Raw genomic sequence first — 25097 nt, 5'->3', positions numbered from 1 at the left:
CCGGCGTAACGTGAGCCACGTCCCCTCTCCCCGCAAGCGGAGAGAGGGCTAAGGTCGGGGACAGCCTTTAAAAGGAGGCTTACTTGCCCGGCTTGTACCAGCTGTCGAGGCCCTTCTGCAGCTTTTCGGCAGCAACGGCCGGGGTGTCCGTGCCGTTGATGACGTTGGCCGATTCGACCCAGGTCTCGTTTTCGAGATTCGGCGTGCCGCGCGACAGGATCTGGTAGGTCGAGCGGACGGTCGGCTTGAACGTCTCGCGCCAGGAGACGAATTCCTGGGCCAGCGGATCGGCCATCTTCACCGGCGACGAATTCAGGCTGAAGAAGCCCGGCAGCGCGTTGGCGTAGATTTCGGCAAATTCCGGCGAGGCGACCCAGGTCAGGAACTTCTTGGCTTCTTCCGGATGCTTGCTCTTGGCGTTGAGGCCGACGCCGATGTCCGGATGGTCGGAAATGTAGCCCGTGTCGCCTGCCTTCGGCACCGGCGGCGGGAAGGCGCCCATCTTGAACTGCGCCTGGGTGTTGAACAGGCCGATTTCCCAGGAGCCGGCCGGGAAGATCGCGGCGCGACCGAGCGTGAAGAGGTTCTGGCTGTCGGCATAGGTCTGGGCTTCGAAACCGTCGCCGAGATAGGGCTTCCACTTGGCCAGCTCTTCATAGGGCTTGACCCAGTCCGCGTCGGTCAGCTTCTGCTTGCCTTCGATCAGCGCCTTGCGGCCTTCCTCGCCCTTCCAGTAGTTCGGGCCGATATTCTGGTAGCCCATGGTGGCGGCTTCCCAGAGATCCTTGGTGCCCATGGCGAGCGGGATGTAGTTGCCGTCGGCCTTGATCTTGTCCAGCGCGGCGTAGAATTCCTCGGTCGTCTTCGGTACTTCGATCTTCAGCTGCTCGAAGGCATCCTTGTTGTAGATGAAGCCGTGGATGACGGATGCCATCGGCACGCAGAAGGTCGACTTGCCGTCGTCGGTCGACCATGCGGCCTTGGCGACGGGCGAGAAATTGTCCATGCCGGACAGGCCTGTCAGATCGACAAGCTGCTTCTTGTTGAACAGTTCGAGCGAGGCGTCGAACGGACGGCAGGTGATGATGTCACCGGCGGAACCCGCATCGAGCTTGGCGTTGAGCGAAGCATTGTATTCGGTCGGCGCCGTCGGCGAGAAGGTGAGCTTGATGCCCGGGTTCTTCGCCTCGAAGGCCGGGATCAGTTTTTCCTGCCAGATGGCGAGGTCGTCGTTGCGCCAGCTCTCGATATTGAGCGTGACGTCCGCCGCAGACGCTGCACCCGCGGACGCGAGCACGGTCGTGGCGAAAAGCATGCCATGCAGTAGACGGGTCATGATGTTCTCCCTCATTGGTTAGCGCTTTGCGGCGCGTTTCACGGTCGTTTCCGTCATCTTCAGTTCCGCCAGTGCTTTCCTCAACATCTGGTCGGAACGAATAAGAATTTCTCTTGCTGTATCGACGTCGGAGGCGCCTGCCGCCAGCAGGACGGCGATCTTCACCGATCCGTCGGCAATCTTCAGCCAATCGGCGGCATCATCCAAGGCGATGCCGGCGATCTCCGCCACCATCCCGGCGGCACGGGTGCGCAGCTTGTCATTGTCGGCGCGCAGATTGACCATGTGGCCGTCATGCACGTGGCCGAGCTTGATGGCTGCGAGCGTCGAAAGCATGTTGAAGGCAAGCTTCTGGGCCGTGCCGGCGCCCATGCGGGTCGAGCCGGCCACCACTTCCGGCGGCGTCTGCAGGAGCACCGAGACATCGGCGGCGTCGAACAGGCGCGCGCCGGGATTGTTGGCGATCGCCACGATTTTCGCGCCACGGCCTCGGGCGATTTCTGCGATCTTCAGGACGTAAGGGGTGGATCCGCTGGCGGAAACCGCGAGAACGCAGTCGGCTTCCGCAATGACTTCGGCATCTTTCGCCGCCAGAACCACGTCGTCTTCCGGCGTACCCTGCATGTCGGCGAGATTGGAGATGCCGCCGGCAAGCAGGAGCGCGATCTGTTCGCGGGCAATGCCATAGGTACCGGGAAGTTCGAGCGCATCGGCCATGGCCATCAGGCCGGAGCTGCCGGCAGCGGCATAAACGAGCTTGCCGCCCTTGCGCAAAGCCATAGCCACGAGTTCAGCAGCATCGGAGAGTGCCGGAATGGCCGCATCAACAGCCTTGGCCGCATCCTGCTGGCCCGATGCCAGGAGCGCAAGAATATCAGCCGGTGCTCGCGTATCGAGCCCTTCCGCTTTCCCATGCTTGGCTTCGGTGGCTTTTTGGCTCATCCGTTTCTCCCTCTATGCAAAATGATGCCAAAAAAATACCAATTGTCCAGCGACAAATTAAGAATTGTTACCCGCCGAGCTTATGGCTTCCGTCATTCGCTTACAAAAACCGTATAAAACAGGCATTTAGAGTGAATTTTCACGTCACAAAGAATTCCCGCTTGGTAAATGGTATTTTTTTGGTATCATTTTCGGCGGAGGTATCCATGACGGGTTATGTTATCGGTATTGATGGCGGCGGGACAAGCTGCCGTGCGGCGCTGGCCGACGAAAGCGGCAGGGTGCTCGGCCGCGGCAAGAGCGGCGCATCGAATATCCTCACCGACCCCGATATCGCCCTCAAGCATATCGCCGAAGCGGCCGAGTTGGCCTTTGACGAGGCTGGATTGAAGCCGGACCTTTCCGCCGCATCCGCCATCCTCGGCCTTGCCGGCAACAATGTCGGTGATGCGGTCGGCTATGTCAGGGCGCGCCTGCCATTCAAGACGGCCGAGATCGTCTCCGACGGCGTGATCGCCCTGCAGGGTGCGATCGGCGACGAGGACGGGGCGATCGGCATCGTCGGCACCGGCACGGTCTACATCATCCGCAGCCAGGGCCAGTTCAAGTCCATAGCCGGCTGGGGCTTCCAGGTGAGCGACCTCGGCAGCGGCGCGCGGGTCGGCCAGCTGGCGCTCCAGGAAACTTTGCTTGCCTTCGACAACATCCGGCCGATGACGCCGTTCTGCGAAGCGATCCTCGCCGAGTTCGACGGCAATCCCGAATTGATCGTCGATTTCGCCCGGCTGGCAAAGCCCGGCGAGTTCGGCCGCTATACGCCGAAAGTCTTCGAATTCGCCGGCCGGGACGACGAGACGGCCCTGCGCATCCTGCGTTTCGGTGCCGGCGGCGTTGATGAGGCGCTGGATGCCGTGCATGTTGTCACCGGTGGCAAGGGCAGATTGTGCCTGCTCGGCGGGCTGGCGCCGCTTTATCCGCCCTATCTCGCCGAACGTCACCGGACGCGGCTTTCCGAACCGCGCGCCGACGCCCTGACCGGCGCGGTCGAGCTTGCGGCCAAAGCCTATGGCGGGAAGGCGAAGGTGCGCGCATGAGCGAGACGCTGACCGCCATCCTGCCCCTTGACGGCCTGCAGACCGCGGGCTCCGGACCGCTTTACCTGAAACTGCGCCAAAGCCTGGAAGACGCCATCCGCACCGGCAAGCTTGTCCATGGCGATGCACTGCCCGCCGAGCGCGATCTCGCCGACTACGCCAATGTCAGCCGCGTCACCGTGCGCAAGGCCGTGGACGATCTGGTGAAGGATGGGCTTCTCACCCGCCGCCACGGCTCCGGCACCTTCGTCGTCAAGCCGCTGTCGCGCGTCGAGCAGCCGCTGACCAAGCTCACCTCGTTTACCGAGGACATGGCACGGCGTGGCCTCGTCTCCCGCTCCGAATGGCTGGAGCGCGGGCTGTTCCATCCCTCGCCGGAAGAAATGATGATGCTGGGCCTGGCACCCGGCACGATGGTGGCCAGGATCGGACGCCTGCGCTTCGGCAACGACATGCCGCTGGCCATCGAGCGGGCCAGCATTTCGGCCGAGTTCCTGCCCGACCCGGCGTCGCTGAAGGAATCGCTCTATGCGGAGCTGGAGAAGAAAGACGCCCGGCCGGTGCGCGCGATCCAGCGGATTTCCGCCACCAACATGAAGAAGATCGATGCCGGGCTTCTGGAAGTGCCGGTCGAGGCGGCTGGGCTTTCGATCGAGCGCGTCTCCTATCTTGCCTCCGGCCGCGTGGTGGAACTTACCCGCTCTCTCTATCGCGGCGATGCCTATGATTTCGTGGCCGAGCTCTCGCTCGGCGAAAACTGACAATTCGAGGACGGCACGATGCAGACCCATATGCGCCAGGAAATCAACGAGATACCGGAAGCCGCCGCGCGCCTGCTCGACCGGTCGGCTACGGATCTCGCGAAAGCCGGACAGGCGCTGCGCGACAGGGACCCGGCGTTTCTCGTGACCATCGCCCGCGGCTCATCCGACCACGCCGCGACCTTCATCAAATATGCCGTCGAACTGACGGCCGGGCGGCCTGTTGCATCGCTCGGCCCGTCGCTCGCCTCCATCTACGGCGCCAAGCTGCAGCTTGCCGGCGGCGCGGCCATCGCCATCTCGCAATCGGGCAAGAGCCCCGACATCGTCGCCATGGCGGATGCCGCGACCAGAGGCGGCGCGGTGACGATCGCGCTTACCAACACGCTGCCCTCACCGATCGCTGAAGCCTCGCTGCATGCAGTCGATATCAGCGCCGGGCCGGAGCTTGCGGTTGCGGCAACGAAATCCTTCGTCAATTCCATCGTTGCAGGCCTCGCTTTGCTCTCCGAATGGACCGGCGACGAAGCGTTGAAGAAAGCCGTCCGCTCCTTGCCCGGTCATCTGGGAAAAGCCGTAGAACTGGACTGGAGCGCCTTCGCCGGGGAACTGGGCGATGCAGAATCACTCTACATGCTCGGCCGCGGTCCGGCGCTGGCGATCGCCAGCGAGGCGGCGCTGAAATTCAAGGAAACCTCGAACATGCATGCGGAAGCCTATTCGGCGGCCGAGGTGCTGCATGGGCCTGTTGCGCTGGTGGAAAAACGTTTTCCGGTGCTGACCTTCGCCGCCCGAGACGCAGCAGAGGCTTCCGCAATAGAGATTGCCGACAGTCTTTCGGGCAAGGGCGCGCTCGCCTTCGCCACATCCGACAGGCTCAAGACCGCACGTTCGCTACCCTTCGTCGCAACCGGCCATCCGCTCACCGATGCACTGGCGCTGATCGTGCCGTTCTACGGTTTCGTCGAATCCTGGTCACGGTCGAAAGGGTTCAATCCGGACCAGCCGGCAGCCCTCAAGAAGGTGACCGAAACCCGATGACAGACCCAAAGGCCCTTCTCGGCACACGCATATTCGACGGCACGACATGGCACGACAATTCGGCCGTCGTGTTCGAAGGCGGCAAGGTCACGGCCATCCGCCCGATCGACGCCTTGCCTTCCGGGATCGAAAAGATCGAAGGCGGCGAGATCATCGCGCCAGGCTTCATCGACCTGCAGGTCAATGGCGGCGGTGGCGTGCTCCTGAACGAGGAGCCGACAGTGGAGGGTATCGCGACGATCTGCGCTGCCCATGCCAAGTTCGGTACGACGGCGCTGCTGCCGACGCTGATCACCGATACGTTCGAAATTACGTCGCGCACGGTCGCGGCAGGGATCGAGGCGAAGAGCCGGGGCGTTGCGGGCTTTCTCGGCCTGCATCTGGAAGGCCCGCATCTGTCGATCGCCCGCAAGGGAGCGCATGATCCGAAGCTGATCCGGCCGATGGAGGATGCCGACCTCGACCTGATTCTTTCCTGTGGCGCCGCACTCGACGCGCTGATGGTGACGATTGCGCCGGAAAGCGTCTCGCCGGAACAGGTGGCGACGCTTGCAAGGGCGGGCATCACGGTCAGCCTCGGCCACACGGAGGCGAGCTACGAGATCGCCTGCCTCTATGCCCAGGCCGGCGTCAGCACCGTGACCCATCTCTTCAATGCGATGAGCCCGCTCGGGCATCGCGAACCGGGCCTTGTCGGGGCCGCGCTCGATATCGGCGGGCTCCATGCCGGGCTGATCGCCGACGGCATCCATGTGCACCCGGCAGCAATGGCGGCGGCTTTGCGCGGCAAGAACGGCCCAGGCCGGATATTCCTGGTCACCGACGCGATGTCGCCTATAGGCACCGACATGACATCCTTCACGCTGAACGGTCGCGAGATCCTGCGCCGTGACGGCAAGCTGACGCTGGCGGACGGCACACTGGCCGGCGCCGATATCGACATGGCCTCGTCGGTACGGCTGGTTCACCAGACCCTCGGCCTACCGCTTGAGGAAGCGCTGCGGATGGCTTCGCTCTATCCGGCGGAAGCGGCGCAGGTTTCGGACCGCAAAGGCTCAATCCAGCCGGGCTTCGATGCCGATTTCGTCGTGCTGAACGGGAATGCCGAGGCGCAGAGCACCTGGATTGGTGGGCAATGCGTTTACCGCGGTTGATTAAACTGCAGCAAAACTGACTCGGACCTTCAGCCCCACGCCCTCGCGTCCCTCGGAGAGAACGAGGTTCGCGCCATGCAGCCTTGCGATCTCCTCGACGATCGGCAGGCCGAGCCCCGTGCCGGCGCGTTCGCCGGGCTCACCTCGCTCGAAGCGCTTGAGCACCGTCTCGCGACGCGCGGCGGGAATGCCGGGGCCATTGTCCTCGACCTCCACGACCGCGCTGCCGTCCTCCGCGTTTACACGCACCGTCACCTCGGCGCCGCTTCCGGCATAGAGAAGCGCGTTGGAGACGAGGTTCTTCACCAGTTCGCCGATCAGGATCGGCTCGACCACGGCGCGCACCTCGCCTTCCCCCTCGAAGCCGAGATCGATACCGGCCTCGGCCGCCGGGGGCACATGGTCGGCAGTGACGCCGCAGACGAGATCGACCAGATCAACCTCCCGCATGGTCGAGGATCGACTGGCGGAATCAATGCGGGCCATCAGCAGCAATTGCGCGAGAATGTGTTCGGCGCCGCCGACCGCCTCGTCGGCCCTTTCCGTCGCCTTTCGTATCTCGGCGAGATCCGTCGCCCGACTGGCGAGCGCCAGATGGGTACGGACGATGGCAAGCGGCGTACGCAGCTGGTGGCCGGCATTGCCGGTGAAATGGCGCAGAGCGTCGAGCGCGCCCTCAAGGCGCACCATGAAGGAGTTGACGGTATCGACCAGTCCCTGGACCTCGTTCGGTACGCGCTCGGTGATCGGCGCGAGATCATCCGGACTGCGCTCGGCAAGCGCCTCGCTGAACCGGTAAAGCGAGCGCAGAGACAGCGTCACCGCCACCCAGACGATGACGGCGGCGCCGAGGATCATGAAGAGAATGCGAAGCGCCGAGCGCAAGAGGATGGCTTGGGTCAGTTGCTGGCGGGCAATCGTCGTTTCAGCCACCGTGACGGTGAAGGGTACGGAATTGATGCCGGTCGAGGCGGATCTCGTCAGCGCCGCGACACGGATCGGTTCGCCGCGAAAACTGGAATCACCGAAGGCTGCCGCCTGCCCCTCGCGCCGGGCAATGGAGGGCAGCGACTGATAGCCGGTGATGAAGGTGCCGGGCGGCCCATCGACCCGGTAGAAGACCCTGTCCTGGGCCGCCGATGTCAGCATTTCCAGCGCGACATAGGGAATATCGACCTCGAGCGAACCGTCTTCCGAGACGATAACGCGCTCGGCAATCGCCAGCGCAGAGCCGGCAAGCACCCGATCGGAGACTTCGTTGGCGGTATCGATTGCCTCGTCCCAGGTATCGACCATGGCGATGGCGCCGATGACGGCGGTGGAGACGAGCAGCCATGCCAGCAGGCGGCGGCGCAGGGAATAGGCGCCTCGGAGCGCTGACGTCATGACGCCGTGCCCACGGCTTCGAGATAATAGCCTATGCCCCGCGCCGTCTTCACCGTCAGGCCATGGGGCACAAGCCGCTTTCTGAGCCGGCTCACATATTGCTCGATCGCATTGGCCGAGAGATCGTCGTCAAAGCCCGTCAGGGAGGCGACGATTGCGTCCTTGGACACGACCTTGCCCATGCGCAGGAACAGCAGTTCCAGCAGCGCCACCTCGCGCGCCGGAATATCGAGCGGCGTGCCGTTACAGGAAAAGCTGCGCGAGGTGAGATCGAAGGTGACGCCGCCATGGCTGACGACGGAGCTGCGCATGCCTGCCTGGCGGCGGAGAAGCACGCGGATGCGCGCCTCGAATTCAGGTACGTCGAAGGGTTTTGTCATGTAGTCGTCAGCGCCAAGATCGAGGCCGCGCACGCGCTCCTCGGGCAGGCCGCGCGCAGTCAGGATCATCACCGCCGAGCGGTTCTGCCTCGCCCGCATCGCCCTGAGTACATCAAGCCCATCCATTTCCGGCAGGTTGAGGTCGAGGATGACGAGGTCATAGCCTTGCGCGGCGGTCGCGGCCTCGGCGGAGGCGCCGTCGCCGACGAGATCGACGACATAGCCGCTTCCTTTCAGAATGGCGGACAGGCCCTCGGCCAGAGCCTGATTGTCCTCGACCAGAAGTATGCGCACGAATAATCCCCGCTTTGGCGGGGATTATTATCGTTGCGAGGCGCAGATGTCACGATCGCGCCTTCTCGATCGTCACGGCTTGCCGAGATAATCCATCTTGCCGATCGGTACACCCTTGTGGCGCAGGATCGCATAGGCCGTCGAGACGTGGAAATAGAAGTTGGGAATCGCGAAGCCCAGCACATAGCCGGTCGCGGTAAAGTGGGTTTCGCCCGAGCGGGTCTTCACCGTCACTTCGGCGTCCTCCCGGCCTTCCATGCTGACCGGATCGACGGATTTCAGAAAGGCGAAGGTCTTGTCGATGCGGGCATGGAGATCGGCGAACGTCACCTCTTCGTCGGCCATCGGCACGTTTTCCACCTGGGCGACGCGCACGGGGACGAATTTCGCAGCATCGCTCGCCCGCTGGATCTGCCCCGTCAGCGGCAGCATATCCTCGAACAGGCGGGCTTCGAGAAGCTCCTTGTGCGCGAGACCTTTTTCGTCGGCGAAAGCTTCGCCCTTTTTCAGGATATCGGTAAGATTGGCAAAGCCGCGCAGGAAAGCGGGTACGGAAACGTCGTAGAGCGAAAGCGACATGGGGATCTGACCTCATTGGCTGATGGCAGCGGGAAAGCCGCTCTCACGTAAGCAGGAAAAACCGGCAAACAAGACGGGCGAGATCAGCGCCCGGACCTGTGCCCGAACGGCAACGGAGTGCGGCAGCTTGCCGCAGGCCTTCGGCTCGGGCATTCTTGGCAACCATGATGCGCCTTCTTCATATCCTCTGTCTCTGTCTTATCGCCCTGCCTGGCCCGGCCGCGGCGGAAGTGCTGATGTTTCCGGCTCTCTCCGGCAACAAGGACGCCCCCGTTCTGACCGTCTATTCGTCGCTCGACGAGCCGCTGGCGAAACCCATGATCGTGGGCTTCCAGGCGGCCAATCCGGATGTCGCCGTATCCTACGAGGACATGCTGACCGGCGAGATCTACGACCGGATCGTGCGCGAGACGGATGCGGGACAGAAGACCGCCGACTTTGCCTTCTCCTCGGCCATGGACCTGCAGGTGAAGCTCGCCAATGATGGCTACGCCCAGCGCAGCGACCTGCCGATGAGCGAGCGCTGGCCGGAATGGGCGAACTGGCGCAACACCGTCTACGCGCTGACATTCGAGCCCGCGGTCTTCGTCTATCATAAGCCGAGCTTCAAGAACGCGCCGCCGCCTTCGACCCGGGCGGAATTCATCGAGTTCCTGCAGAGCCATGCCGAGGAAGTGCATGGCCGGATCGGTACCTATGATATCGAGCGCTCCGGCGTCGGCTTCCTGTTCATGTCGCGCGACCAGGAACAGTTCGGCGACATCTGGTCGGTGGTCAGGGCGATGGGGGCTGCCGGCGTCAAACTCTATTCGACGAGCGGCGCCATTCTCGAACGGGTCGCGGACGGCCGCTTCCTGCTGGGCTACAATATCGTCGGCTCCTATGCCGCCGATTGGGCCTCGCGCAGCCCGAATGTCGGCATCGTGCTGCCTAAGGATTATACGGTCGTCATGTCGCGCATCGGGCTGGTGCCGCAGGCGGCCGGCAATGCCGAACTCGGCAAGCGCTATCTCGAATTCTTCATGTCGAAGGAGGGCCAGACGATCATGGCGCGCGAATTGCAGATCCCGGCCGTAAGCCCGGAAGTCGCCGGCAACAATACGGCGACGACGATGCGCGAAATGCTCGGCGGGCAATTGAAGCCCGTGCCGGTCAGTCTCGGCCTGATGGTCTATCTGGACCAGGTCAAGCGGGCACGGCTGATCTCGAAGTGGAATGACGAACTGCGCCATCAGTAAGGAATTCGGGCGATTTCGTGGCAAACACCCTTGCCAAACAGCAAGAGCAGGGGAAATGTCAGGTAGATGTCAGCTTGATATGCTGGCTTAGAACCATTCGAGACCCGTTCGGAGGCGGGTTCGACTGAAACGGGAGGAGGTCTGCGGGCGTAGTGCGCCTGCCATAAATCCTTTCGTTGCGCACAACACTTTGTCCAAAGGACGTCAACGGAGGATATACCCTTGAAACATTTCCTGCTCGCTTCCTTCCTCGCGGGTGCAATCGCCCTTCCGGCGGCTGCGGCCGACTATTCGATCATCGCCCCGGCAGCACCGGGCGGCGGCTGGGACCAGACCGCACGCACGATGCAGACCGTCATGCAGAAGGAGAAGATCTCCAACCGCGTGCAGGTGATGAACGTACCGGGCGCCGGCGGCACGATCGGCATCGCCCAGTTCGCCAGCCAGCAGAAGGGCAATGCGAACGCGCTCCTCGTCGGCGGTTACGTCATGGTCGGCGCGATCCTCACCAACAAGTCGCCCGTTACCCTCAAGGACGTCACCCCGATCGCGCGCCTCACCGGCGAATACGAAGTCGTCGTCGTTCCCTCCTCGTCGGACATCCAGTCGATCGGCGATCTCGTCGCCAAGCTCAAGGCTGATCCGGGTTCGGTTTCCTGGGGCGGCGGCTCGGCCGGCGGCACCGACCATATCGGCGCTGGCCTCATCGCCAAGGCAGCCGGCGTCGACCCGACCAAGATCAACTACATCGCCTTCTCCGGCGGCGGCGAAGCACTGGCCGCCATCCTGGGCAGCCAGGTGACCGCAGGCATTTCGTCCTACGGTGAGTTCGAAAGCCAGATCAAGGCCGGCTCGCTGCGCATCCTGGCGATCTCGTCGGCGGAAAAGGTCGAAGGCATCGACGCCCCGACCCTGAAGGAATCCGGCCTCGACGTCGTTCTCCAGAACTGGCGCATGGTTGCAGCCGCCCCCGGCATCACCGACGAGCAGAAGCAGGCTATCGCCGCCGATATCGAAAAGCTCGCCAAGTCCGAAGGCTGGCAGGAAAACCTGAAGACCAAGGGCTGGATGGACACCTATCTCTCGGGTGCTGCCTTCGACGAACAGCTCGCCAAGGACATCGCCTCCACCGAGACGATCCTGAAAGAAATCGGACTGGTTAAATGAGCCTTGATACCAACAAAGCCAGCAATGAGCGCCGCCCCGATTGGGCGGCGCTTGTCATTGCTGTCGTTCTCGTCGCCGTTGCCGGCGTCATCTTCGTCGACGTTTCCCGCCTGACGAGCGTCACCGGCTACTCGCCGGTCGGACCGGCTTCGGTGCCCTACTGGATCGCCTTCGGCCTCATCGGCCTTGCCATCTGGACCGTGTTCGCCGCCTTCCGCCGGGATTTTCCCGCACGCGAGCGCCAGGAAGTCAGCCCGGTTCTCTGGGTCGTCGCCGGTCTTCTCGCCCAGATGATCCTGATCCGCTACGCCGGCTTCTCCATTGCAACCGGCCTTATGTTCGCTCTCGCGGCCCGGGGCTTCGGCGCCCGCAAGCTGTGGTTCAGCATCCCGGTTGGAATCGTCATCTGTTTTGCCATCTGGTGGCTCTTTGCGATCGTCTTGCAGCTCTCGCTTCCCGCCGGCCCGATTGAAAACCTGTTCCTTTGACGGGAACAGGGGAGTAACACCATGAGCACATTCGAATTTCTCCTCCAGGGCCTGGTTTCGGCCGCAGAGCCGATGAACCTGCTTTACGCGCTGATTGGCGTCACGCTCGGCACCATGGTCGGCGTCCTGCCCGGCATCGGTCCGGCGACTACCGTCGCGCTGCTGCTGCCGGTCACCTACCAGCTCGACGCCACCGGCTCGCTAATCATGTTCGCCGGCATCTATTACGGCGGCATGTATGGCGGCTCGACGACGTCGATCCTTCTCAACACGCCCGGCGAAAGCGCCTCGATCGTCACCGCGCTCGAGGGCAACAAGATGGCCCGCGCCGGCCGCGGCGGTCCCGCACTTGCGACGGCCGCGATCGGCTCGTTCGTCGCCGGCCTGATCGCGACGCTCGCGCTCGCCTTCATCGCGCCCTATATCGTCAAGCTGGCGCTGGTGTTCGGCCCGCGCGAATATTTCGCGCTGATGGTGCTCGCCTTCGTCACCGTCTCGTCCGCTTTCGGCAATTCGACGCTGCGCGGTCTCACCTCGCTGTTCATCGGCCTATCGCTGTCGCTCGTCGGCATCGACCAGCTGACCGGCCAGAACCGCCTCTCCTTCGGCGTTCCGGACCTGCTCGACGGCATCGAGGTGACGACCATGGCCGTTGCCATGTTCGCGATCGGCGAAACCCTGTTCATCGCCGCCCAGGGCGCCCAGGCGCCCGATCGGATCGAAGCCATAAAGGGCTCGGTCTGGATGACGGCGCAGGACTGGGGACGCTCGTGGAAGGCTTGGCTGCGCGGCACCGTGATCGGCTTCCCGATCGGCGCCATGCCGGCCGGCGGTGCGGAAATCGGCACCTTCCTGTCCTATGCGACGGAGAAGAAGCTGACGAAGCATCCGGAAGAGTTCGGCAATGGTGCGATCGAAGGCGTCGCCGGACCGGAAGCCGCCAACAACGCGTCCGCTGCCGGCACGCTTGTGCCGCTGCTGACGCTCGGCCTGCCGACCTCTGCCACCGCCGCGATCATGCTCGCCGGCTTCCAGCAATACGGCCTGCAGCCCGGTCCGCTTCTGTTTGCGACCAATCCGCAGCTCGTCTGGGGCCTCATCGCCTCGCTGCTGATCGCCAACCTGATGCTGCTGGTGCTCAACCTGCCGCTCGTCGGCCTCTGGGTGAAGCTGCTCGCCATCCCGAAGCCGTGGCTCTATGCCGGCATCCTGGTGTTTGCGACGCTCGGCACGATCGGCGCCAACCCGTCGGTCTTCGAACTCGGCATGCTGCTGCTGTTCGGCCTGATCGCCTATGTCATGCGCGTGTTCGACTATCCGATCGCGCCTGTGATCGTCGGCCTGATCCTTGGTCCACTGGCGGAACAGCAGCTGCGCCGCGCGCTGTCGATCAGCCAGGGCGACGTGACGGTGCTGTTCACCTCGCCGATCGCAGCAGGCCTGCTGCTCGTCGCAGCAATCGCGCTGATCCTGCCGCTCGTGCTTCGCCTGCGCGGCCGCGGTGACGTGCTGACGCAGATGGCGGCCAGCGAAGACTAAGAACCCGTCCTCCCAAGACGGAAAAGCCCGGCTCTCCATATGGAGGCCGGGCTTTTTTGCTTTAAGAGCTTTCATCATTGGGTAAGGCTGTCGTACCAGGAAATACCCCCTCTGGCCTGCCGGCCATCTCCCCCACAAGGGGGGAGAGGATTTGCCGCAGCTTCTCACCTCCAATTGCAACTCGGCGGGGCGGCTGGGTTAAGCCCTCCCCCTTGTGGGGAGGGTTGGGAGGGGTCTTCAGTTCTGTTTCCCCAAAGAGAGCAGCGCACGCCATCCATTCAATGCCCGAACACCGACCATCCCGTCATGTCGGCGAACATTTCCAGCGCCAGGGAGCCGATCAGCGAATTGCCGTTGTGATTGAGGCCGGGCGACCAGACGGCGATCGATGCCTTGCCCGGCGCCACGGCAAGGATGCCGCCGCCGACGCCGCTCTTGCCCGGCAGGCCGACGCGGTAGGCAAAGTCCCCCGAGCCGTCATAATGGCCGCAGGTCAGCATCAGCGCGTTAATGCGCCGTGCCCGCTGGCTGGAGACTACCGTATGACCGGTCATTGGATTGCGGCCGTTCGCCGCCAGGAAGAGACCCGACCGCGCAAGCTGGCTGCAGGTCATCGCAATGGCGCAATGGTGGAAATAGACGCCGAGTACATGTTCGACCGGATGAGAGAGCTTGCCGAAGGAGCGCATGAAATTGGCGAGCGCGAAGTTGCGGTATCCCGTCGCCTCTTCCGATTTTGCCACGGCGGGATCGATCGCGATCGTCTCGTCCTCGGCGAGATAGCGGACGAAGCGGACGATCTCACCGATCGCCTCGGCCGGCGTATGACCGGCGAGCACCAGATCGCTGACGGCAATCGCCCCGGCATTGATGAAGGGATTGCGCGGCTTGCCTTCCTCGTGTTCCAGCTGGACGATGGAGTTGAAGGCCGAGCCGGACGGTTCCTTCCCGACGCGATTCCAGGTCGTCTCGCCATGCTTGCCGAGCGCCAGCGTCAGGGTGAAGACCTTGGAAATGCTCTGGATGGAAAAGGGCTCGTCGCAGTCGCCGGCCTTGTGCACCTGCCCGTCGACAGTCACGACCGCCATGCCGAAGCGCTTCGGATCGACATGGGCGAGCTGAGGGATGTAATCCGCGACCTTGCCTTCACCCAATCGGCTCTGCAGCTTGCCGTGGATCTCGTCGACGATTGCCTGCAGGTCTGTCATCGTATCTCCGGGCGCATTCTTCGTGTGAGGCATTTAGCCATAACGCTCTATCGCGGCGATGCCGATCCGTGAAGCCCCGCCTAGAGCGATGCCGCGGCGCGCGCAGCCTGGTCGTAGTGGCCGGACAGTGCTCTGAGCCTTGCCGCCACCTGCGAGAGGCTGTCGGTCGACACTTCGGTAGAGAGCACCGACCTCACCAGAAGGCTTTCGCGCGTCGACTTGTAGCGGGCGCAGGCGTCGGCACCGGCTTCCGTCACCATGACCAGCTTTTCCTTGCCGCGGCGGCCGGACTTGATCAGCTTCAACCGCTCCAGCTTCTTCAGAGCATAGGTCACGACATGGGTATCCTCGATGTTGAGCACGAGGGCGATGTCGGCCAATGTCTTCGGCTTGTTACGGCTGTTGATGTTGTGCAGCACGAGGATGTCCACCGGTGATAGGTCCGGCACGCCGGCCGCGGCCATGCATCGGACCATCCAGCGGCTGAAGGCATGGTTGAGCATGACGAGGCCGAATTCAATCTCGGAGAGCGCCGGCAGTGCGCCGCTGGCCAGATGTTCAGACGACACGATCGGGCCGAGACTGTCTTTCGCCGGCGCTTCTTTCTCTTGTGACATGCTCCCTCCCGTAAAAGAGACGCGCCGCGGCATGGTCCCGCGGCGCCATTCGATCACTTCTTGTAGGCGTCGAGAATGGCCTGGCCTTCGGCACCAGCCTTCTTGGACCAGTCTTCGGTCAGCTTGGCGCCGACTTCTGACAGGCCGCTCTTCAGCTCGGCACTCGGCTCCAGAACCTGCATGCCGTTCTTCTTCAGCGTCTCCATGTAGGCGGCGGTCTTTTCGGCACCGAGTGCCCAGCCGCGGGTTTCGGCTGCGGCTGCGGCGTCGGTCACGGCCTTCTGCGTGGCTTCGTCAAGCGCCTCGAAGGCCGCCTTGTTGACGAAGATGACGTTCTTCGGGATCCAGGCCTGGGTGTCGTAATAGTGGGTGAGCGATTCCCAGATCTTGGAATCGACTCCGGTTGCCGACGACGTCATCAGGCCGTCGACGACGCCGGTTGCGAGCGCCTGCGGCAGCTCGGCCGCCTGGACGGTGACCGGCTGGGCGCCGACCAGTTCGGCGATGCGCGACGTGCCGACGTTATAGGCGCGCCACTTGAGGCCCTTCAGGTCGGCGACGCTGTTCACGTCCTTCTTGGTGAAAATGCCCTGCGGCGGCCACGGGGTCGTATAGAGGAGCTTCAGGCCCTGTTTGTCGAGAGCCTGCTCGATGGCGGGCTTGGAGGCTTCCCAGAGCTTTTTCGACTGGTCGAAGCTGGTGGCGAGGAAGGGAACGACATCGAGGCCGAAGATCGGGTTCTCGTTCTCGTGCAGCGACAAGAGCACTTCGCCGGCCTGCGCCTGGCCGGTCTGCACCGCGCGCTTGATGTCGGGCGCCTTGAACAGCGATGCGTTGGGGTGAACCGTGATCTTCAGCTCGCCCTTGGTCGCCGCATCGACGTCCTTGGCGAACTGGTTGAGGTTTTCGACGTGGTAATTCGCCGGCGGATAGGCGGACGGCAGGACCCAGTTGGCGGCAAAGGACGGAGCCGTCGTTGCCAGGAGCGTTGCCGCGGCGAGGCCGAGACGGGCAATTTTCGCGTTTAAGTTCATTGGTTTCAGTTCCCTCTTTGTTATCCCGGAAACGCCATTCTCGGCAGTACCATCACGATATCCGGGAAGACCGTGATGATGGCGACTGTCGCCACAAGCAGGAAGAAGAAAGGCAGAGACGCTTTCGCCACCGTCAGGCTGTCGCGTCCGCTCATCGTCTGCAGCACGAAGAGGTTGAAGCCGACCGGCGGCGAGACCTCGGCCATCTCGACGATCAGCACGAGGAAGATGCCGAACCAGACGAGGTCGAAACCCGCCTGCTGGATCATCGGCAGCACGACGACGGTCGTCAACACGATCATCGACAGGCCGTCGAGGGCGGCGCCGAGCAGGATATACATGACGGTGAGGACTGCGATCAGCGCGAAGGGGCTGAGGTTGAAGCTGTCGACCCAGGCGGCGAGCGCGTTCGGGATGCCGGTATAGCCCATGGCGATCGACATGAAGCCGGCGCCGGTCAGGATCAGCATGATCATGCAGGTGAGCCGCGTTGCGCCCATGACGCTGTCCCAGAAGGACTTCCAGGTGAGCGAGCGCGACCAGGCGGCAATGCCGAGCGAGCCGAGCACGCCCCAGGCGGCGCATTCCGTCGCCGTCGCCCAGCCGAGCAGCAGCGTCGCGAAGACGAGGATGATCAGTAGCGTCACCGGGATGAGGTTGGCCGATTCCTTCAGCTTTTCCTTGAAGCTCATCTTCGGCGGCGCCGGCGGGGTCTTGTCGGGGTTCAGGAGCGACCAGACGGCGATATAGCCGCAATAGAGAACCATCACGATCAGGCTCGGCAGGAAGCCGGCGAGGAAGATCTGGATGATCGAGACGTTGGCCGCCACCGCATAAACGACCATGGTGATCGACGGCGGGATGAGGATGCCGAGCGTGCCGGCACCGGCGAGCGAACCGAGGCTGACCATTTCGTCATAACCGCGCTTCTTCAGTTCCGGCAGGGCGATCTTGGCGATCATCGCCGTCGTGGCCGCCGACGAGCCGGAGATCGAACCGAACAGGCCGCAGCCCAGAACGTTGACATGCATCAGCCGGCCCGGAAGCCAGCCGAGCCAGGGCGCCAAGCCGCGGAACATCTCTTCCGACAGTTTGGTCCTGAACAGGATCTCGCCCATCCAGACGAAGAGCGGCAGGGCCGCGAGCGACCATGAGGCGCCGTTGCTCCAGGAATTGGTGGCGAGCACGGCGCCGATCGGGATGCCCGGCATGAACAGCATGGCGATGAAGCCGCAGATCAGCAGCGAAATGCCGATCCAGACGCCGGCGGCAAGCAATGCGAGAAGAGCAACGAGAATGATGCCCGAGATTTCGACGAGTTCGATCGTTCCCATGGATCAGGCCCCGCTCTGGATGGCGCGTTCGATCACCTCTTCCGCCGTTTCCGGCGCCGGCTTCTCGTAACGCGGCATGCCGCCGAAGATCACATGGACGAGCTCGTCGACCATGGCGACAGCCAGAATGATGAGGCCGCCGGAAAAGCCGATCTGCGGGATCCATAGCGGCATGGCGACGACGCCCTGGGCCAGATCGTTGAACTGCCAGGACGTGCGGTTCATGTCGAAGGCGTACCAGGCGAAATAGACCGCTGCGACCGTGCCAATGAACAGAGCGACGACCTCGAAGCTCTGACGGGTGCGCCCGGTGAAGCGCTCGATCAGCAGGCCGACACGGATCATCTCGCCGGAGCGGAAGGTGTGGGCCAAGCCCAGAAAGGCCGAAGCCGCCATGCACCAGGACGCGAAATCATCGCCGGCCGGAACGTCGATACCGAGCGGCCTGCCGGCCGACAGCGCCAGCATGATGACGAAGATCGCGATGAGGAAGCCCCCGGCCAGCCAGCCGGAGATGAGATACAACCCGTCGAGCCCCTTGCGGAGCCAGTCGGGAAAAATGCTGTGGCGTGGATCAGCGGCGGACATGGGTTGCCCTCCGCTCGAAAATGCGGAAATCGCTCATGTGGCTTCCCCTCGGTTGCCGTTGCGGACGAGGCTCTGTCGGCCACTTTGCCCGTTATGAAGGCATGATGCAGCAATAGGCATTTTCCTGTCAATCAATCATTGACGTTTTATCGACGAACTGTTTTCGTTGGGCGATATCGAGCTTTCCGAGGGGACTGACATGGCGGGAAATGCAACCGGGGCGATTGGCGGCAAGTGGGATTTCTGGATCGATCGCGGCGGCACGTTCACCGATATCGTCGGCCGAAAGCCGGATGGCACGCTGGTTGCCCACAAGGTCCTTTCCGAGAACCCGGAAGCCTATAGCGACGCCGCCGTGCAGGGCATCCGCGAGCTTTTGGGCGTTGCAGTGGGCGAATCCATCCCTTCCGGCCTGATCGGTGCGGTGAAGATGGGCACGACAGTCGCCACCAATGCGCTTCTGGAGCGCAAAGGTGAGAAGACGCTGCTCGTCACCACCCGCGGCTTCCGTGACGCGCTGGCGATCGGCTATCAGGCCCGCGCCGACATTTTTGCCAAGAAGATCATCAAGCCGGAACTGCTTTACAGCGCCGTGGTCGACGTGGACGAGCGCGTCCGCGCCGATGGCGAGGTCGAAGCGGTACCGAATGAAACGACGGTCCGCGCGGATCTACAGGCCGAGTTCGACGCCGGCATCCGCGCCATCGCCATCGTCTTCATGCATGCCTATCGTTACCCGGCTCACGAAAAGCTGGTTGCCGAAATCGCCCGCGAGATCGGCTTCACTCAAATTTCCGTCAGCCACGAGGTTTCACCGCTGATCAAGCTGGTCGGCCGCGGCGACACCACCGTCGTCGACGCCTATCTGTCGCCGATCCTGCGCCGCTATGTCGAGCAGGTGGCGGGCGAACTCGGTGCCGACGCGAACGATGCCGGCGATGACGGCCCGCAGCTGATGTTCATGCAGTCCTCGGGCGGGCTTACGGCGGCCCGGCTGTTCCAGGGCAAGGACGCGATCCTGTCCGGCCCGGCCGGCGGCGTGGTCGGTGCGGTGGAAACCTCGCGACTGGCCGGTTTCGACCGGATGGTCGGCTTCGACATGGGCGGCACCTCCACCGACGTTTCCCACTATGACGGCGAGCTGGAACGCTCCTTCGAGACGGAAGTGGCCGGCGTGCGCATGCGCGCGCCGATGATGTCGATCCACACGGTCGCCGCCGGCGGCGGCTCTATCCTGCATTTCGAAAACGGCCGTTTTCGCGTCGGCCCCGATTCCGCCGGCGCCAATCCCGGCCCCAAGGCCTATCGCCGCGGCGGGCCTCTGACGGTCACCGATGCCAATGTCATGCTCGGCAAGCTGTCACCCGATCTCTTCCCGAAGATCTTTGGTCCGAACCGCGACCAGCCGCTCGATGCGGATGCCGTGCGCGCGGCCTTCGAGGAGATGGCGAAAGTGGTCGGCGACGGCCGCACGCCGGAACAGGTGGCAGACGGTTTTCTCGCCATCGCGGTGGAGAACATGGCCAATGCGGTGAAGAAGATCAGCGTCCAGCGCGGCTATGACGTCACCCATTATGCGCTGACCTGCTTCGGTGGGGCCGGCGGCCAGCATGCCTGCCTCACCGCCGATGCGCTCGGTATCTCGACGGTGCTGATCCACCCCTTTTCCGGCATTCTCTCCGCCTATGGCATGGGGCTCGCCGACATCCGCGCCACCCGCCAGCGCACGGTGTCGGAAGGGCTGAAAACCGCCCTAGCCTCACTCGGCCCCGTGCGAGACGAGCTGACGGCAAGCGTGCTCGACGAGATGGCGAGCCAGGGCGTCGCCAAAGCGGATACCGAGGTGTTGCACCGGGCCCATCTACGCTATCAGGGCACGGATACGACTTTATCCGTAACCGTGACCGATGCCGCCGAGATGACCGGCGCCTTCGAGACGGCGCACAAAAAGCAGTTCGGCTTCATCTTCGAAAACCGCGAGATCATTTTCGAAGCCTATGAGGTCGAGGCGATCGGCGGTGGGGCGGATTCCTCGGAGCCCGAATTTGCGCTCGATGCCGCCGCGCCGAAATCCACCGAGAGTTCGAAATTCTTCTCCGGCGGTGCATGGCGCGAAGCGCCGATCTATCGCCGCGCGGAGATCGCGCCGGGCGCCCGCGCCAACGGCCCCTGCCTGATCGTCGAACCGCACCAGACGATCATCGTCGAAGACGGCTGGGCTTTCGAGATCACCAGGCTGAACCATGTCGTGCTGAAGCGCGTCTCCGAGCTTTCCCGCGCCAATGCCGTCGGCACGCAGGCCGATCCGGTTCTGCTCGAAGTATTCAACAACCTGTTCATGTCGATCGCCGAGCAGATGGGCGTGACGCTGCAGAACACCGCCTCCTCGGTCAACATCAAGGAACGGCTCGATTTCTCCTGCGCCGTGTTCGACGAGAACGGCGCGCTTGTGGCCAATGCCCCGCATATGCCGGTGCATCTCGGCTCGATGGACCGCTCGGTCGAAAGCGTGATCGCCCAGAACCAGGGAAAGATCCGCCCCGGCGACGTCTTTGCGCTCAACGCCCCCTATAATGGCGGCACCCACCTGCCGGATATCACGGTCGTCACCCCGGTCTTCGATGATGCAGGCAAGAGCATTCTCTTCTACGTCGCCTCGCGCGGCCACCATGCGGATGTCGGCGGCACAGCGCCGGGCTCGATGACGCCGCTCGCGACCACCGTCGACGAGGAAGGCGTGTTGTTCGACAACGTGCTGCTCGTCGATCGCGGAAGGTTCGACGAGGCCGGCATCACCCACCTTCTCTCCGACCATCCCTACCCTGCCCGCAACGTCGCCCAGAACGTCGCCGATCTTCGCGCCCAGATCGCCGCCAACGAAAAGGGCGTGCACGAGATGCGCAAGATGATCGCGCAGTTCGGGCTCGATGTCGTGCAGGCCTATATGGGCCATGTGCAGGACAATGCGGAGGAAAGCGTTCGCCGCGTCCTGGAAAAGCTGGGCGACGCAGAGTTTGCCTATACGACCGACCAGGGCAGCACGATCAAGGTCAAGATCACCGTCGACAAGTCCAAGCGCGAGGCAACCGTCGATTTCACCGGCACCAGCGAGCAGAAAAAGAATAATTTCAACGCTCCCGAGCCGGTCACCCGCGCCGCCGTGCTTTATGTCTTCCGCGTCATGGTCGAAAGCTCGATTCCGATGAATGCCGGCTGCCTGAAGCCGATCAGGATCATCGTGCCGGAAGGCTCGATGCTGAAGCCGCAATATCCGGCGGCGGTCGTTGCCGGCAATGTCGAGACCTCGCAGCACGTTACCAACGCCCTGTTCGGCGCACTCGGCGCGATTGCCGCAAGCCAGGGCACGATGAACAATCTCACCTTCGGCAACGCGACCTACCAGTATTACGAGACGCTATGCTCCGGCTCGCCGGCCGGCCAATTCAACGACGGTACCGGTTTTGCCGGCACGGATGCGGTGCATGTCCACATGACGAACTCGCGCCTCACCGATCCGGAAATCCTGGAAACCCGCTATCCGGTGCTGCTGGAGGATTTCCACATCCGCGAAGATTCCGGCGGCAAGGGCGCGTTTTCGGCCGGCGACGGTACGAAGCGAACGATCCGCTTCCTCGAAAAGATGGATTGTGCCATCCTCTCCTCGCACCGGACGATCCGCCCGCACGGGCTCGACGGCGGCGGAAAAGGCGAACTCGGCCGCACCACCGTGCGCCGTCTCAACGGCAGCACGGAAGAACTCGCCGGCTGTGCGCAGACGCTGATCGAGGCGGGCGAAGCGGTGACCGTCGTCACCCCGACGGCCGGCGGTTACGGCAAGGCCTGACACCACCTTTTCAACGACGCCGCTTTTGCGGCATCGGAATCCGCAAGCGCCACTTGTGACGACTCAAAGCCGGGATTAACGTCCCGGCTTCTCTCGTTCGAGGCCGCAACCATGTCCACCGAAGACAGCCAGTATCGCCTGGGTGTGATCTATGTTGCGCTGTCGGCGCTGGCCTGGTCCCTGTCGGGCCTTTTCATGCGGGCAATCTCGGCCGATCTTCCGACGATCCTCTTCCTGCGCGGGCTGATCTCCGGCACGGCGATCTTCCTGTTCTTCTTCTATCTCGAAGGTATTCCGCGCGGCTGGAAAATCCTCAAATCCATACGCGGGCCGACGCTGATGGCGACGTTCTTCTCGTCGGCGGCGATGATCTCCGGCCTCGGTTCGATCTATTACACGTCGGTCGCCGACGCGATGGTGATCTATGCGACGGTGCCCTTCGTCACAGCGGGCATCGCTCTCGTCTTCATCGGCGAAAGACCCAACCGCTCGACCCTGATCGCCAGCACGGTCGCCTTCGGCGGGGTCGCGGTGATGCTGATGGACAGCCAGGGCGGCGGCTCGCTGCTCGGCAAGGGGTTGGCGGCGATCATGACCTTGAGCGCCGCCGCGATGGCCGTCGTCATGCGCCGACACCGCGGCGTGCCGATGCTGCCGGCCATGGCGCTGTCGGCCTATCTGTGCTCGCTGTCGACCTTCTGGTTTGCCAGCCCCGGCATGGCGACCACCCATGATCTCGGGATGATCCTGCTGTTCGGCATCACCCAGAACGCGCTCGGCCTGATCCTCTATACATTCGGCGCCAAGAGCATTCCGGCAGCGGATGCCAGCCTGATCATCTTGCTGGAAGTGCCGCTCACGCCGCTCTGGGTCTGGATCTTCCTTGGCGAAATCCCCTCGCAGGCGACGCTGGTCGGCGGACCTATCGTGCTCGCGGCATTGTTCGGGCATATCTTCGTGGAAATGCGGCGCACGCGCGGGCCGCTTCCCACCGGCACCCAGCCCAGCCTATAAGCAGCAGACAATGACGAAAACAATTGCAATCATCGGCGGCGGGCCGGCGGGCCTGATGGCGGCGGAGGTGCTTCCCGCGGCGGGTCATGCCGTCACCGTCTACGACGCCATGCCGACATTGGCGCGAAAATTCCTGCTCGCCGGGAAATCCGGGCTGAACATCACCCATTCGGAAGATTTTTCGCGCTTCTCCGCACGCTTCGGCAGGTCTTCTCCGCGGCTGCATGCGGCGCTCGAGGCTTTCACGCCGGACGATGTCCGCGCCTGGGCGGCAGGGCTCGGCACGGAAACCTTCATCGGCACGTCCGGCCGCGTCTTCCCGACCGCCATGAAGGCCTCGCCGCTGCTGCGCGCCTGGCTGAGACGGCTGGAAGCGCAAGGGGTGCAACTGAAGACAAGGCATCGCTGGACCGGCTGGAATGGCGACGGTTATCGCTTCGAAACGCCGGAAGGCCCACTCACCGTCCGGCCGGATGCGACGCTTCTCGCACTCGGTGGCGCAAGCTGGCCGCGGCTCGGTTCGGATGCCGCCTGGGTGCCGTGGCTGCAGGAGCACGATATCGCGGTTCACGACCTGCAGCCGGCCAATTGCGGCTTCGACGTTGCCTGGAGCGATGTCTTCGTCGAGCGTTTTGCCGGCGCGCCGCTGAAGTCGGTCGCGACGACATCCGATGCCGGCACGTTTCAGGGCGAGTTCGTCGTCTCGAAACACGGGATCGAGGGCAGCCTCGTCTATGCCCATTCGGCGGCGTTACGGGACCGGCTTACCCGCGATGGCAATGCGGCGCTGATCGTCGACCTGATGCCGGGCCGCAGCATCGAGCGGCTTGTCCGGGATCTCGCGCGGCAGGACGCCAAGGCGAGCTTTTCCAACCGGCTGCGCAAGGGTGCGGGGCTAGACGGCGTCAAGGCAGCACTCGTTCGCGAGCTTCAACCCGATGCAAACCGCATGGCGCCAGATGCTCTGGCACGACTGATCAAAGCCCTGCCCATCCCACTTGTCCGCCCCCGCCCGATCGCCGAGGCGATCTCGTCGGCGGGCGGCATTGCCTGGGATGCGATCGACGAGCGCTACATGCTGGCGGCAAGGCCCGGCCTTTTCGCCGCCGGAGAAATGCTCGACTGGGAGGCACCGACCGGTGGTTACCTGCTCACCGCCTGTTTCGCGACCGGCCGGGCGGCGGCCCGCGGCATGATCAGCCACCTGGAAAACCGTTAGTTTCTGCCAGACGGCTTTTCGACGGCATGCATTGTCATGGATCAATGCCGGCGGCAAAATCCTCGGCAGCATGGCTAGTGCGAGGGCTTCATGACACGGCAGAGACGTCGGCATATCATTCACAGACGACGGACCGCGACCGGGCTGGCCCTGGTGGCTGGCATTTCCTTCGTCGCCGGCATGACCGATGCGGTCGGCCTGCTGCTCTCCGGCGACTTCGTCTCCTTCATGACCGGCAACACGACCCGTGCCGCCCTCTCATTCGCGGATGGCGACTATGGCCATGCGCTCATCCTGTTCTTCGCGCTCTGGGTCTTCATACTCGGAAACGCGCTCGGCATCGTGCTTGCCCATACGCTGTCGGCACGGCGAGCCTTCGTCGTGCTGTCTGCCGTCGCGATCCTGCTTGCCGGCGCGTCGGCCGTCCCCCCGGAATGGAACAGGCTGCAATTCTACCTCGTCGTGCTGTCCATGGGCATGATCAACGCCACGGTCGAACATATCGAGGGCCTGCCGATCGGGCTTACCTACGTGACCGGCGCCCTGTCGCGCTTCGGCCGCGGCATCGGCCGCTGGCTTGTCGGCGACCGCAATCCCCGCGGCTGGCTGATCCAATGCATACCCTGGACGGGCATGGCGGGCGGCGCCGTCACCGGCGCCTTTCTCACTCATTATGCCGGCAGCCACGCGCTTTGGGTCGTGTCGGTCGCCACGCTTATGCTGGCCTTCGCCACGGCGCTTCTGCCGCGTTCCCTCCAACTGCATTTTCAACAGCCGATCGTTCCCGCCCGACGCCGGGCCCTGTAAGCTTGCCGGCAAGAATCAATCGCGCGGCAGTTC

General features: G+C 63.5%; 22 protein-coding genes. 12 read left to right on the top strand and 10 right to left on the bottom strand.

The window, feature by feature from the left end; translation table 11 throughout:
- Positions 1-79 precede the first annotated feature (79 nt).
- Positions 80-1336 carry an ABC transporter substrate-binding protein gene (locus BM216_RS04040; RefSeq protein ID WP_092995412.1) on the bottom strand — a complete coding sequence of 419 codons (1257 nt, stop codon included), beginning with the start codon at positions 1334-1336 and terminating at the stop codon, positions 80-82.
- Positions 1337-1354: 18 nt separating this feature from the next.
- Positions 1355-2278 (bottom strand): N-acetylmuramic acid 6-phosphate etherase, encoded by a 924-nt coding sequence (locus tag BM216_RS04035; RefSeq protein ID WP_092995409.1) that lies wholly within the window; start codon positions 2276-2278, stop codon positions 1355-1357.
- Between the two features lie 206 nt (positions 2279-2484).
- Here BM216_RS04035 and BM216_RS04030 point away from each other — a divergent pair, with 206 nt between their 5' ends.
- The 4 genes from BM216_RS04030 to nagA are packed head-to-tail and all read left to right on the top strand — an operon-like array spanning position 2485 to position 6328.
- Entirely contained in the window at positions 2485-3372 is an 888-nt protein-coding gene (locus BM216_RS04030; protein WP_092995406.1) for a glucosamine kinase nucleotide-binding domain-containing protein, read from the top strand.
- Positions 3369-4133, top strand: a complete 765-nt coding sequence (locus tag BM216_RS04025) for a GntR family transcriptional regulator (protein ID WP_092995403.1) — start codon at positions 3369-3371, stop codon at positions 4131-4133. The genes BM216_RS04030 and BM216_RS04025 overlap by 4 nt, the downstream gene beginning before the upstream one ends.
- 18 nt (positions 4134-4151) lie before the next feature.
- The gene (locus tag BM216_RS04020) at positions 4152-5174 is read left to right on the top strand and encodes an SIS domain-containing protein (protein ID WP_092995400.1); all 1023 of its coding nucleotides are present in this window, start codon (positions 4152-4154) and stop codon (positions 5172-5174) included.
- Entirely contained in the window at positions 5171-6328 is a 1158-nt protein-coding gene (gene nagA, locus BM216_RS04015; protein ID WP_092995397.1) for an N-acetylglucosamine-6-phosphate deacetylase, read from the top strand. The genes BM216_RS04020 and nagA overlap by 4 nt, the downstream gene beginning before the upstream one ends.
- Here nagA and BM216_RS04010 read toward each other — a convergent pair whose 3' ends face one another.
- The 3 genes from BM216_RS04010 to BM216_RS04000 form a co-directional block, all read right to left on the bottom strand.
- A complete protein-coding gene (locus BM216_RS04010; RefSeq protein WP_092995394.1) occupies positions 6329-7714 on the bottom strand; it encodes a sensor histidine kinase in 1386 nt (461 codons plus the stop codon).
- The gene (locus BM216_RS04005; RefSeq protein ID WP_092995391.1) at positions 7711-8388 is read right to left on the bottom strand and encodes a response regulator transcription factor; all 678 of its coding nucleotides are present in this window, start codon (positions 8386-8388) and stop codon (positions 7711-7713) included. Before BM216_RS04005 ends, BM216_RS04010 begins: the two co-directional genes overlap by 4 nt.
- Positions 8389-8460: 72 nt before the next feature.
- A complete protein-coding gene (locus BM216_RS04000) occupies positions 8461-8967 on the bottom strand; it encodes a DUF1993 domain-containing protein (protein WP_092995388.1) in 507 nt (168 codons plus the stop codon).
- A gap of 167 nt (positions 8968-9134) precedes the next feature.
- On the opposite strand from BM216_RS04000, the gene BM216_RS03995 reads away from it, so the two are divergent.
- From BM216_RS03995 to BM216_RS03980, 4 genes are all read left to right on the top strand, one after another.
- Positions 9135-10205: an ABC transporter substrate-binding protein gene (locus BM216_RS03995; protein WP_092995385.1), complete on the top strand. Its 1071-nt coding sequence runs from the start codon at positions 9135-9137 to the stop codon at positions 10203-10205.
- A gap of 222 nt (positions 10206-10427) precedes the next feature.
- Positions 10428-11372, top strand: a complete 945-nt coding sequence (locus BM216_RS03990) for a Bug family tripartite tricarboxylate transporter substrate binding protein (RefSeq protein WP_092995382.1) — start codon at positions 10428-10430, stop codon at positions 11370-11372.
- Positions 11369-11860, top strand: a complete 492-nt coding sequence (locus tag BM216_RS03985) for a tripartite tricarboxylate transporter TctB family protein (protein WP_092995379.1) — start codon at positions 11369-11371, stop codon at positions 11858-11860. Before BM216_RS03990 ends, BM216_RS03985 begins: the two co-directional genes overlap by 4 nt.
- 21 nt (positions 11861-11881) lie before the next feature.
- A complete protein-coding gene (locus tag BM216_RS03980; RefSeq protein ID WP_092995375.1) occupies positions 11882-13399 on the top strand; it encodes a tripartite tricarboxylate transporter permease in 1518 nt (505 codons plus the stop codon).
- Between the two features lie 278 nt (positions 13400-13677).
- Here BM216_RS03980 and BM216_RS03975 read toward each other — a convergent pair whose 3' ends face one another.
- The 5 genes from BM216_RS03975 to BM216_RS03955 form a co-directional block, all read right to left on the bottom strand.
- Positions 13678-14607: a glutaminase gene (locus tag BM216_RS03975; protein ID WP_092995372.1), complete on the bottom strand. Its 930-nt coding sequence runs from the start codon at positions 14605-14607 to the stop codon at positions 13678-13680.
- 80 nt (positions 14608-14687) lie between these two features.
- Positions 14688-15224, bottom strand: coding sequence for a winged helix DNA-binding protein (locus BM216_RS03970; RefSeq protein ID WP_092995368.1), 537 nt, complete (start codon positions 15222-15224; stop codon positions 14688-14690).
- A 53-nt stretch (positions 15225-15277) separates the two neighbouring features.
- Positions 15278-16258, bottom strand: coding sequence for a TRAP transporter substrate-binding protein (locus BM216_RS03965; RefSeq protein ID WP_092995364.1), 981 nt, complete (start codon positions 16256-16258; stop codon positions 15278-15280).
- Positions 16259-16278: 20 nt separating this feature from the next.
- Positions 16279-17592, bottom strand: coding sequence for a TRAP transporter large permease (locus tag BM216_RS03960; protein ID WP_092995360.1), 1314 nt, complete (start codon positions 17590-17592; stop codon positions 16279-16281).
- A 3-nt stretch (positions 17593-17595) separates the two neighbouring features.
- Entirely contained in the window at positions 17596-18180 is a 585-nt protein-coding gene (locus BM216_RS03955) for a TRAP transporter small permease (protein ID WP_092995357.1), read from the bottom strand.
- A gap of 199 nt (positions 18181-18379) precedes the next feature.
- On the opposite strand from BM216_RS03955, the gene BM216_RS03950 reads away from it, so the two are divergent.
- The 4 genes from BM216_RS03950 to BM216_RS03935 all read left to right on the top strand — a co-directional run bounded on the left by BM216_RS03950 (position 18380) and on the right by BM216_RS03935 (position 25064).
- Positions 18380-22024 (top strand): hydantoinase B/oxoprolinase family protein, encoded by a 3645-nt coding sequence (locus BM216_RS03950; RefSeq protein ID WP_210217021.1) that lies wholly within the window; start codon positions 18380-18382, stop codon positions 22022-22024.
- 111 nt (positions 22025-22135) lie between these two features.
- The gene (locus BM216_RS03945; RefSeq protein ID WP_092995354.1) at positions 22136-23038 is read left to right on the top strand and encodes a DMT family transporter; all 903 of its coding nucleotides are present in this window, start codon (positions 22136-22138) and stop codon (positions 23036-23038) included.
- 10 nt (positions 23039-23048) lie between these two features.
- The gene (locus tag BM216_RS03940) at positions 23049-24257 is read left to right on the top strand and encodes a TIGR03862 family flavoprotein (protein WP_092995351.1); all 1209 of its coding nucleotides are present in this window, start codon (positions 23049-23051) and stop codon (positions 24255-24257) included.
- Between the two features lie 90 nt (positions 24258-24347).
- Complete coding sequence (locus tag BM216_RS03935; RefSeq protein WP_092995348.1) at positions 24348-25064, top strand: YoaK family protein; 717 nt, start codon at positions 24348-24350, stop codon at positions 25062-25064.
- The last annotated feature ends 33 nt before the right edge of the window (positions 25065-25097 follow it).

The sequence above is a fragment of the Rhizobium sp. NFR07 genome (assembly GCF_900111905.1).
Classification (GTDB): Bacteria; Pseudomonadota; Alphaproteobacteria; order Rhizobiales; family Rhizobiaceae; genus Neorhizobium.
Note: the sequence above shows the minus strand (reverse complement) of the source record. Positions and strands in the feature narration are given on the sequence as shown.

Coding starts and splice junctions, on each gene's coding strand:
- BM216_RS03940 (WP_092995351.1), top strand. CDS start 23,049: ATGACGAAAACAATTGCAATCATCGGCGGCGGGCCGGCGGGCCTGATG.
- BM216_RS03965 (WP_092995364.1), bottom strand. CDS start 16,258: ATGAACTTAAACGCGAAAATTGCCCGTCTCGGCCTCGCCGCGGCAACG.
- BM216_RS03955 (WP_092995357.1), bottom strand. CDS start 18,180: ATGTCCGCCGCTGATCCACGCCACAGCATTTTTCCCGACTGGCTCCGC.
- BM216_RS03950 (WP_210217021.1), top strand. CDS start 18,380: ATGGCGGGAAATGCAACCGGGGCGATTGGCGGCAAGTGGGATTTCTGG.
- BM216_RS04000 (WP_092995388.1), bottom strand. CDS start 8,967: ATGTCGCTTTCGCTCTACGACGTTTCCGTACCCGCTTTCCTGCGCGGC.
- BM216_RS03935 (WP_092995348.1), top strand. CDS start 24,348: ATGACACGGCAGAGACGTCGGCATATCATTCACAGACGACGGACCGCG.
- BM216_RS04035 (WP_092995409.1), bottom strand. CDS start 2,278: ATGAGCCAAAAAGCCACCGAAGCCAAGCATGGGAAAGCGGAAGGGCTC.
- BM216_RS04010 (WP_092995394.1), bottom strand. CDS start 7,714: ATGACGTCAGCGCTCCGAGGCGCCTATTCCCTGCGCCGCCGCCTGCTG.
- BM216_RS04030 (WP_092995406.1), top strand. CDS start 2,485: ATGACGGGTTATGTTATCGGTATTGATGGCGGCGGGACAAGCTGCCGT.
- BM216_RS04025 (WP_092995403.1), top strand. CDS start 3,369: ATGAGCGAGACGCTGACCGCCATCCTGCCCCTTGACGGCCTGCAGACC.
- BM216_RS03995 (WP_092995385.1), top strand. CDS start 9,135: ATGCGCCTTCTTCATATCCTCTGTCTCTGTCTTATCGCCCTGCCTGGC.
- BM216_RS03985 (WP_092995379.1), top strand. CDS start 11,369: ATGAGCCTTGATACCAACAAAGCCAGCAATGAGCGCCGCCCCGATTGG.
- BM216_RS03975 (WP_092995372.1), bottom strand. CDS start 14,607: ATGACAGACCTGCAGGCAATCGTCGACGAGATCCACGGCAAGCTGCAG.
- BM216_RS03945 (WP_092995354.1), top strand. CDS start 22,136: ATGTCCACCGAAGACAGCCAGTATCGCCTGGGTGTGATCTATGTTGCG.
- nagA (WP_092995397.1), top strand. CDS start 5,171: ATGACAGACCCAAAGGCCCTTCTCGGCACACGCATATTCGACGGCACG.
- BM216_RS03980 (WP_092995375.1), top strand. CDS start 11,882: ATGAGCACATTCGAATTTCTCCTCCAGGGCCTGGTTTCGGCCGCAGAG.
- BM216_RS04040 (WP_092995412.1), bottom strand. CDS start 1,336: ATGACCCGTCTACTGCATGGCATGCTTTTCGCCACGACCGTGCTCGCG.
- BM216_RS03970 (WP_092995368.1), bottom strand. CDS start 15,224: ATGTCACAAGAGAAAGAAGCGCCGGCGAAAGACAGTCTCGGCCCGATC.
- BM216_RS03960 (WP_092995360.1), bottom strand. CDS start 17,592: ATGGGAACGATCGAACTCGTCGAAATCTCGGGCATCATTCTCGTTGCT.
- BM216_RS04020 (WP_092995400.1), top strand. CDS start 4,152: ATGCAGACCCATATGCGCCAGGAAATCAACGAGATACCGGAAGCCGCC.